Source organism: Pseudokordiimonas caeni (assembly GCF_026719705.1).
In the GTDB taxonomy this organism is placed as follows: Bacteria; Pseudomonadota; Alphaproteobacteria; order Sphingomonadales; family Kordiimonadaceae; genus Gimibacter; species Gimibacter caeni.
The window spans coordinates 649,965-659,052 of the sequence record NZ_JAPPRR010000001.1 but is presented as its reverse complement, the minus strand read 5'-3'; the positions used below and the strand labels follow the sequence as shown (position 1 = coordinate 659,052).

The following is a 9,088-nucleotide window of genomic DNA, read 5'->3' as shown; positions in this document are numbered from 1 at the left end:
CTGGGGGTTGGCTTCAAGAGCCGGCACCTTGTTACGGGTGGCCGGAGCCTGACGGGGCTTCCGGACTAGCTGGTTAATGGTAGGCATGTCGATCCTTTGCCGTTTTTCTCTTCCACCATTATTCGGGCGGCCACATATGCAGCAAAACCGCCTTGTCCAGAGATATTTTTCTCTCCGGCAAGGCCGCCCGTGATAATTCGATGTCTTTTCAAAGCTAGCAAACCCCAGCGTCTAGCGCGGAAACACTACCACCTGGGCCCTAGCGAGGTGCGCCTTATAACCCCGGCGCCCCTGAGCGTCAATGAAAAAAGGGGGCGCGCAACTTTGTGTCGGGGCCTGTGCCAAAGTGGCAACTTTCCAAGGCTTCGGGCCCAGAACCACCCTGCCCGCTGCCCACCCTTTCCAGAATCGGTCCCCAACCCCGAAAAGCGAAAGGGCCTACCGATACGGCAGGCCCTTTCTTCATTCTTTCAGCTCGGTGCCGCTCAGGCTTCCGGGGTTGCTTCCGGTGCTTCGGCAGGCGCCGGGGCCGGCATCACTTCGTCGTCCATCTGGGCCTGGGCGATGGTGTCGCGCTTCTGGGCCTCGTGACGCAGACGGTTGACCACTGAACCGGTACCGGCCGGGATCAGGCGACCCACAATCACGTTTTCCTTCAGGCCGACGAGCTTGTCTTTCTTGCCTGCAACAGCGGCTTCGGTCAGGACACGGGTCGTTTCCTGGAACGACGCGGCCGAGATGAAGCTGCGGGTCTGTAGGCTGGCTTTCGTGATGCCGAGGAGGATCGGATGGCCTTTTGCCGGCAGGCGGCTCTGGCTTTCCAGCTTCGCATTCATTTCCTCGAACTCTTCACGGTCGACCTGCTCGCCGATCAGGAAGGTACTGTCGCCGGACGAGGTGATCTCGACCTTCTGCAGCATCTGGCGAACGATGACCTCGATGTGCTTGTCGTTGATCTTCACGCCCTGCAGACGATAGACGTCCTGAATCTCGCGAACGAGGTAGGCGGCCAGTGCCTCGACACCCAGAACCTGGAGGATGTCGTGCGGTGCCGGGTTGCCGTCGATCAGATATTCACCACGCTGGATGAAATCACCTTCCTGAACGGCAATGTGCTTGCCTTTCGGTACCAGATATTCGATCGGCTCACCTTCGCCGTCACGCGGACGGATGATGATGCGACGCTTGTTCTTATAGTCGCGGCCGAATTCGACGATACCGTCCATGTCTGCGATGATCGCATGGTCTTTCGGGCGGCGAGCTTCGAAAAGCTCGGCCACGCGGGGCAGACCACCGGTAATATCGCGGGTCTTGGCAGCTTCGCGCGGGATACGGGCGATCACGTCACCCGCCGACACGCGGTGGCCGTCTTCAACCGACAGAATGGCATCGACCGACAGGAAGTAACGGGCTTCGGTACCGTTGGCGAGTTCGACAACCTTGTCGCTTTCATCACGCAGGGTGATGCGCGGACGCAGGTCGGAGCCCTTCGGCGCCGAACGCCAGTCGGTGACGAGCTTCGAGGTGATACCCGTGGCTTCGTCGACAACTTCCTTGACCGAAATACCTTCAACAAGATCGACCAGACGGACGATACCCGACTGTTCGGTGATGATCGGGATCGTGTAGGGATCCCACTCGGCGAGTTTCTCGCCCTTCACCACCATGTCGCCCTCGTCCTTCATGAGGTGCGCGCCGTAGGCGAGACGGTGCTTCGCACGCTCGCGGCCATCGTCGCCCAGAACCACAACCTCGAGGTTGCGGCTCATCACGACCTTGCGGCCCTTGCTGTCGACGATGACGTTGCGGTTGTCGATACGAACCGAACCGTCGGCCGACGATTCAATCGCCGATTCCGCGTTCACCTGTGCCGCACCACCGATGTGGAAAGTACGCATGGTGAGCTGGGTACCGGGTTCACCGATCGACTGGGCCGCGATCACGCCGACGGCTTCGCCGTGGTTGACCGGGGTACCGCGAGCAAGGTCACGGCCATAGCATTTGCCACAGACGCCGCCTTTGGTTTCGCAGGTAAGAACCGAACGGATCTTCACTTCCGAAACGCCGGCGGTTTCAACCGCGTCCGAGGCAACCTCGTCGAGGAGCGTACCGGCTTCATAGAGAATTTCACCGGTGATCGGATGCTTCACATCCACCGCCACGCAGCGGCCAAGGATACGCTCGGCGAGCGGCACAAGCACGTCGCCACCTTCCGAAACTTCGGTGATGGTGATGCCGTTCTGCGTGCCGCAGTCGGTGGTGGTGATGACGCAGTCCTGGCTGACGTCCACGAGACGACGGGTCAGGTAACCCGAGTTCGCGGTCTTCAGTGCGGTATCGGCCAGACCCTTACGGGCACCGTGCGACGAGTTGAAGTATTCTAGAACCGAAAGGCCTTCCTTGAAGTTTGCGATAATCGGCGTCTCGATGATCTCGCCCGACGGCTTGGCCATCAGGCCGCGCATACCGGCCAGCTGCTTCATCTGGGCAGCCGAGCCCCGCGCGCCCGAGTGGGCCATCATGAAGACCGAGTTCACATTACCCTGACGGCCGTTCTCGTCGAACTTCACGGCTTCCATACCCTTCATCATCGCGTCTGCGACTTTGTCGGTGCACTGAGCCCAGGCGTCTACAACCTTGTTGTATTTCTCGCCCTGGGTGATGAGACCATCCTGATACTGCTCTTCATATTCCTTGACGAGCGCACGGGTATCATCAACGAGCTTTTCCTTCGCTTCGGGGATGATCATGTCGTCCTTGCCGAACGAAATGCCCGCAGCGCAAGCGCGGCGGAAACCTTCACCCATGATGCCGTCGGCGAAGAGTACGGTCGTTTTCTGGCCACAGTGGCGGTAAACGACGTCGATCACCTCGGTGATCTCTTTCTTCGTCAGTTGACGGTTGATCAGGCTGAACGGCACTTTCGGGTGCTTCGGCAGGTGCTGCGACAGGATCAGGCGGCCCGGGGTCGTCTCGATACGGACGGTCTCGATCTCGCCTTTCTTGTTCATGATCGTGGTGCGCGCCTGGATCTTGGAATGCAGGGTGATCGCCTTGTTATCCAGGGCGAACTGCACTTCCTCGAGCGTGCCGAAGGCCTTGCCTTCGCCGATGTCGCCCTGGCGTTCCATGGTCATGTAATAGATACCGAGAACGATATCCTGCGACGGAACAATGATCGGCTTGCCGTTTGCCGGCGACAGGATGTTGTTCGTCGACATCATCAGGACGCGGGCTTCAAGCTGCGCCTCGATCGAGAGCGGCACGTGAACGGCCATCTGATCACCGTCGAAGTCGGCGTTGAAGGCCGAGCAAACGAGCGGGTGCAGCTGGATGGCCTTGCCTTCGATCAGCACAGGTTCGAACGCCTGAATGCCCAGACGGTGCAGGGTCGGCGCACGGTTCAGCATGACCGGATGCTCGCGGATCACCTCATCGAGGATATCCCAGACCTCACGGCGTTCTTTTTCGACAAGCTTCTTCGCCGCCTTGATGGTGGTGGCGATGCCTTTCTTGTCGAGGCGCGAATAGATGAACGGCTTGAAGAGCTCAAGCGCCATCTTCTTCGGCAGGCCGCACTGGTGGAGCTTCAGCTCCGGACCCACCACGATCACCGAACGGCCCGAATAGTCGACGCGCTTGCCGAGAAGGTTCTGGCGGAAGCGGCCCTGCTTGCCTTTCAGCATGTCGGAAAGCGACTTCAGCGGACGCTTGTTGGCGCCGGTGATGGTGCGGCCACGGCGGCCGTTGTCAAAGAGGGCGTCAACGGCTTCCTGCAGCATCCGCTTCTCGTTACGGATGATGATGTCCGGTGCGCGCAGCTCGATGAGGCGCTTCAGACGGTTGTTCCGGTTGATCACACGGCGATAAAGGTCGTTCAGGTCCGAGGTGGCGAAACGGCCGCCATCGAGCGGAACAAGCGGACGCAGTTCCGGCGGAATGACCGGGATCACGGTGAGGATCATCCATTCCGGACGGTTGCCGGATTCGAGGAAGCTCTCGATGACCTTGAGGCGCTTGACGATCTTCTTCGGCTTCAGCTCGGACTTGGTCTCGGCCAGCTCGACGATCAGCTTCTCGCGCTCGCCTTCAAGGTCGAGGGCTTCGAGAAGCTTGCGGATGGCTTCGGCGCCGATGCCAGCGGTGAAGCTGTCTTCGCCGTATTCGTCCTGAGCACGGTAGAAGTCTTCTTCCGACAGAAGCTGGAACTGCTTCAGCGGGGTCAGGCCCGGCTCGATGACGACATAATATTCGAAATACAGAACGCGCTCGAGATCCTTCAGCGTCATGTCGAGCAGAAGGCCGATGCGGCTCGGGAGCGATTTCAGGAACCAGATGTGCGCAACGGGGGCCGCGAGGTCGATGTGACCCATGCGCTCCCGGCGAACTTTCGACAGGGTAACTTCAACGCCGCACTTCTCGCAGATGATGCCGCGATACTTCATGCGCTTGTATTTGCCGCAAAGGCACTCGTAATCCTTCACAGGGCCGAAGATGCGGGCGCAGAACAGGCCGTCTTTCTCGGGCTTGAAGGTACGATAGTTGATCGTTTCCGGCTTCTTGATTTCGCCAAACGACCAGGAACGGATACGTTCCGGCGAGGCAATCGAAATCTGAATCTGGTCGAACGTCTCCGGCTTTTGGCTCGGGTTGAAGTATTTCATCACTTCCTGGTTCATGTCCGGCGTCTCTCTCGGTTTGTGACGGGGATGATAGAGCGTCCCCGTTCGCCTTCCAAATCAAGTGGCCGCAAGCGGTTCGCCCGCTGGCGGGAGGGCCGGAGCGAACCCCGGCCCGTCGCGTCTTATTCGGCGCCCGAAATGAGCTCCACATTGAGGCCCAACGACCGCATTTCCTTCACAAGAACGTTGAAGGATTCCGGAATGCCGGCTTCGAACGTGTCGTCGCCCTTGACGATGGCTTCGTAGACCTTCGTGCGGCCTGCCACGTCGTCCGACTTGACGGTGAGCATTTCCTGCAGGGTGTAGGCTGCGCCATACGCCTGCAGTGCCCAGACCTCCATCTCCCCGAAGCGCTGGCCACCGAACTGGGCCTTACCACCAAGCGGCTGCTGGGTAACAAGGCTGTAGGGGCCGATCGAACGGGCGTGGATCTTGTCGTCAACAAGGTGGTGCAGCTTCAGCATATAGATATAGCCCACGGTTACCTTGCGGTCGAACTTCTCGCCGGTACGGCCGTCGTAAAGATCGACCTGACCCGACGTATCGAGGCCTGCCTGTTTCAGGTGCTCCACGACGTTGGCTTCACCAGCACCATCGAACACCGGCGTTGCCATCGGCACACCGTTCGTCAGGTTACCGGCAAGCTCGACGACCTGTTCGTCGGTCAGTTCGGCGATCTCGCTCTCATACTGGCCTTCGCCGTAGATGTCCTTGAACATGCTACGCAGGCTGTCAGCCTTGTCCTTGCCGTGGCGAACCGCTTCGAGCTTGGCGTCGATCTGACGGCCAAGACCGCGCGATGCCCAGCCAAGGTGGGTCTCGAGGATCTGACCGACGTTCATGCGCGACGGCACGCCCAGCGGGTTCAGAACGATATCGACCGGCGTACCGTCTTCAAGGTAGGGCATGTCTTCCTGCGGCAGGATGCGCGAAATCACACCCTTGTTGCCGTGACGGCCTGCCATCTTGTCGCCGGGCTGAAGCTTGCGCTTCACGGCAACGAAGACCTTGACCATCTTCAGCACGCCCGGGAGAAGCTCGTCGCCGCGCTGCAGCTTTTCGATCTTCTCGTCGAAGCGACGCTGCAGGGCACCCTTGCTTTCGTCGAACTGCTTCCTGAGAGCGTCGATGTCGCGCATCGAGGATTCGTCGTCCACGGCGAGATCCCACCAGGTGATGCGCTTCAGCTCGGCCAGACCTTCTTCGGTCACGACCGTGCCTTTCTTCATCTCCTTGGTGCCCGACGTGATCGTCTTGCCAACGAGGAGCGGCTTCAGGCGGCTGTAGATGTTGCGCTCGAGGATCGCGCGTTCGTCTTCACGGTCTTTGGTCAGGCGTTCGATTTCCTGACGCTCGATCGTGAGCGCACGTTCGTCCTTGTCCACACCATGACGGTTGAACACGCGAACTTCCACAACGGTACCCGAAACGCCCGGCGGCAGGCGCAGCGAGGTATCGCGAACGTCCGAAGCCTTCTCGCCGAAGATGGCGCGGAGGAGTTTCTCTTCCGGCGTCATCGGGCTTTCGCCCTTCGGCGTGATCTTGCCGACAAGAATGTCGCCCGGGTGAACCTCTGCACCGATATAAACGATACCGGCCTCGTCAAGGTTCTTCAGGCCTTCCTCACCGACGTTCGGAATGTCGCGGGTGATGTCTTCCGGCCCGAGCTTGGTGTCACGGGCCATCACTTCGAATTCCTCGATATGGATCGAGGTGAAGACGTCTTCCTTCACGATCCGCTCGGAAATGAGGATCGAATCCTCGAAGTTGTAGCCGTTCCAGGGCATGAAGGCGACGAGCACGTTACGGCCGAGGGCAAGCTCGCCCAGTTCGGTCGACGGGCCGTCACAGATGATGTCGCCCTTCAGGATCTGGTCACCCACCTTCACCAGCGGACGCTGGTTGATGCAGGTGTTCTGGTTCGAACGCTGGAACTTGGCGAGCGTGTAGATGTCGACGCCCGACTTGCCCGGGTCAACGTCTTCCGTCGCACGGATCACGATACGGGTGGCATCCACCTGCTCGACAATACCGGTACGGCGGGCAGCAATCGCTGCACCCGAATCCCGCGCCACGACCTTCTCCATGCCGGTGCCGACGAACGGCGCCTCGGCGCGGACAAGCGGCACGGCCTGACGTTGCATGTTCGAACCCATGAGGGCGCGGTTCGCGTCATCGTTCTCAAGGAACGGGATGAGCGCGGCGGCAACAGACACAAGCTGCTTCGGCGATACGTCCATGAGGTCGATCGTCTGCGGCTGGGCCATGATGAACTCGCCCGCCTGACGGCACGAAACGAGGTCGTCGGCGAACGCGCCTTCTTCGGTCAGGGCAGCGTTTGCCTGGGCAACCGTATATTTGCTCTCTTCCATCGCCGACAAATAGATCACTTCGTTCGAGACCTTGCCGTCGATCACCTTGCGGTACGGGCTTTCAATGAAGCCGTACTTGTTGACCTGGGCATAGGTGGCGAGCGAGTTGATCAGACCGATGTTCGGGCCTTCCGGCGTCTCGATCGGGCAGATACGGCCATAGTGCGTCGGGTGTACGTCGCGGACCTCGAAGCCCGCACGTTCGCGGGTCAGGCCGCCCGGCCCGAGGGCCGAAAGACGACGCTTGTGGGTAATCTCGGAAAGCGGGTTGGTCTGGTCCATGAACTGCGACAGCTGCGACGAGCCGAAGAATTCGCGGACAGCCGCCACAACCGGCTTCGCATTGATCAGGTCGTGCGGCATCACGGTGTCGATATCGACCGACGACATACGCTCGCGGATCGCACGCTCCATGCGGAGAAGACCGATGCGATACTGGTTTTCCATCAGTTCGCCGACCGAACGCACACGGCGGTTGCCGAGGTGGTCGATATCGTCGATCTCGCCGCGGCCGTCCTTCAGCTCAACGAGCGTCTTGACGGTCGACAGGATATCTTCACGGCGGAGCGTACCGATGGTGTCTTCACACGTCACACCAAGGCGCATGTTCATCTTCACGCGGCCCACGGCCGAAAGGTCGTAGCGCTCGGGGTCGAAGAACAGGCCGTAGAACAGGGCTTCTGCGGTTTCCTTGGTCGGCGGCTCGCCGGGACGCATCACCTTGTAGATTTCGGCAAGCGCGCCATCGGTGGTTTCCACCTTGTCGGCCTTCAGCGTGTTGCGGATGTAGGCACCGACGGTGACGTCATCGATTTCAAGAACCGAGATTTCGTCGAAGCCGGCAGCCGCCAGCGCTTCAAGGGTCGCGGCCGAGAACTCGTCGCCTGCTTCGATGAAGATGGCGCCGGTTTTCTCGTTGATGATGTCAGCGGCGGCATATTTGCCAACGATTTCTTCCGCCGGCAGGAGGATGCCTTCAACCTTGGCGCTTTCCAGTTTCTTGGCAAGACGCGGGGTGATCTTGGCGCCGGCCTCGGCGATCACTTCGCCGGTGTCGGCATTGACGAGATCGAAAGCCGGCTTCTTGCCGCGCCATGCGTCGGCACGGAACGGCACACGCCAGCCACCTTCCACGCGGCGATAGGTCGCGGTCGCGTAGAAATACTGCAGAATCTGCTCGCTCGACATGCCGAGGGCATAAAGGAGCGAGGTTGCCGGCAGCTTGCGGCGACGGTCGATACGGACGTTGACGATGTCTTTCGCATCGAATTCGAAATCGAGCCAGGAACCACGGTAAGGAATGACGCGGGCCGCGAACAGGAACTTGCCCGACGAGTGGGTCTTGCCCTTGTCATGATCGAAGAACACACCGGGCGAACGGTGCATCTGGGACACGATCACGCGCTCGGTGCCGTTGATCACGAAGGTACCGTTGTCGGTCATCAGCGGCAGGTCGCCCATATAGACGTCCTGTTCCTTGATATCGAGAACCGACTTGGCTTCGGTATCAGGGTCCACCTCGAACACGATCAGACGCAGGGTGACGCGAAGCGGAGCGGCATAGGTGATGTCGCGCTGCTGGCACTCGTCCACGTCATATTTCGGGTCTTCGAGTTCGTACTTCACATATTCGAGCGAAGCGGTGCTCGAGAAGTCCTGAATCGGGAATACCGACCGCAGCACCTTTTCCAGACCGGAACCCAGCCGCTCTTCTTCCGTTGCTCCCGGCTTGAAGAACTGATCGTAGGATTGCTTCTGCACCTCGATCAGGTTCGGCATACGGGTCACTTCCGCAATCCGACCAAAGTCTTTGCGCACGCGCTTACGACCGGTGAATGAAGTCGCCATGCTTCGCCTCGTCCCTTGAGTTACGCCGCGCCCGTCCGTCCCGCATCGAGGGACGGCCCGGGGGGCCGCCTAGCGAGGCCCGGGACCAGCCCAAACCTCAGAAAAATCCGGTACAATCGAGCCTGCAGCCCGAAGGAGAACCTGTTTTTTACGTCCCTGCCCTATCAGGACGCCGAAAGGCCGGGA

2 protein-coding genes and 1 pseudogene are annotated in these 9,088 nt (G+C 60.1%); all 3 read right to left on the bottom strand.

Annotation, left to right across the window (positions count from 1 at the left end):
• Positions 1–87 (bottom strand): annotated as a pseudogene (locus tag OU694_RS02815) (30S ribosomal protein S12); the annotation flags it as partial.
• A 398-nt stretch (positions 88–485) separates the two neighbouring features.
• A complete protein-coding gene (gene rpoC, locus OU694_RS02810) occupies positions 486–4,679 on the bottom strand; it encodes a DNA-directed RNA polymerase subunit beta' (protein ID WP_308909485.1) in 4,194 nt (1,397 codons plus the stop codon).
• A 125-nt stretch (positions 4,680–4,804) separates the two neighbouring features.
• Positions 4,805–8,902, bottom strand: a complete 4,098-nt coding sequence (rpoB, locus tag OU694_RS02805) for a DNA-directed RNA polymerase subunit beta (RefSeq protein WP_308909484.1) — start codon at positions 8,900–8,902, stop codon at positions 4,805–4,807.
• Positions 8,903–9,088: the final 186 nt, after the last annotated feature.

Excerpts from the sequence above, each read along its gene's own strand:
- rpoC (WP_308909485.1), bottom strand. The coding sequence starts at position 4,679 with ATGAACCAGGAAGTGATGAAATACTTCAACCCGAGCCAAAAGCCGGAG.
- rpoB (WP_308909484.1), bottom strand. The coding sequence starts at position 8,902 with ATGGCGACTTCATTCACCGGTCGTAAGCGCGTGCGCAAAGACTTTGGT.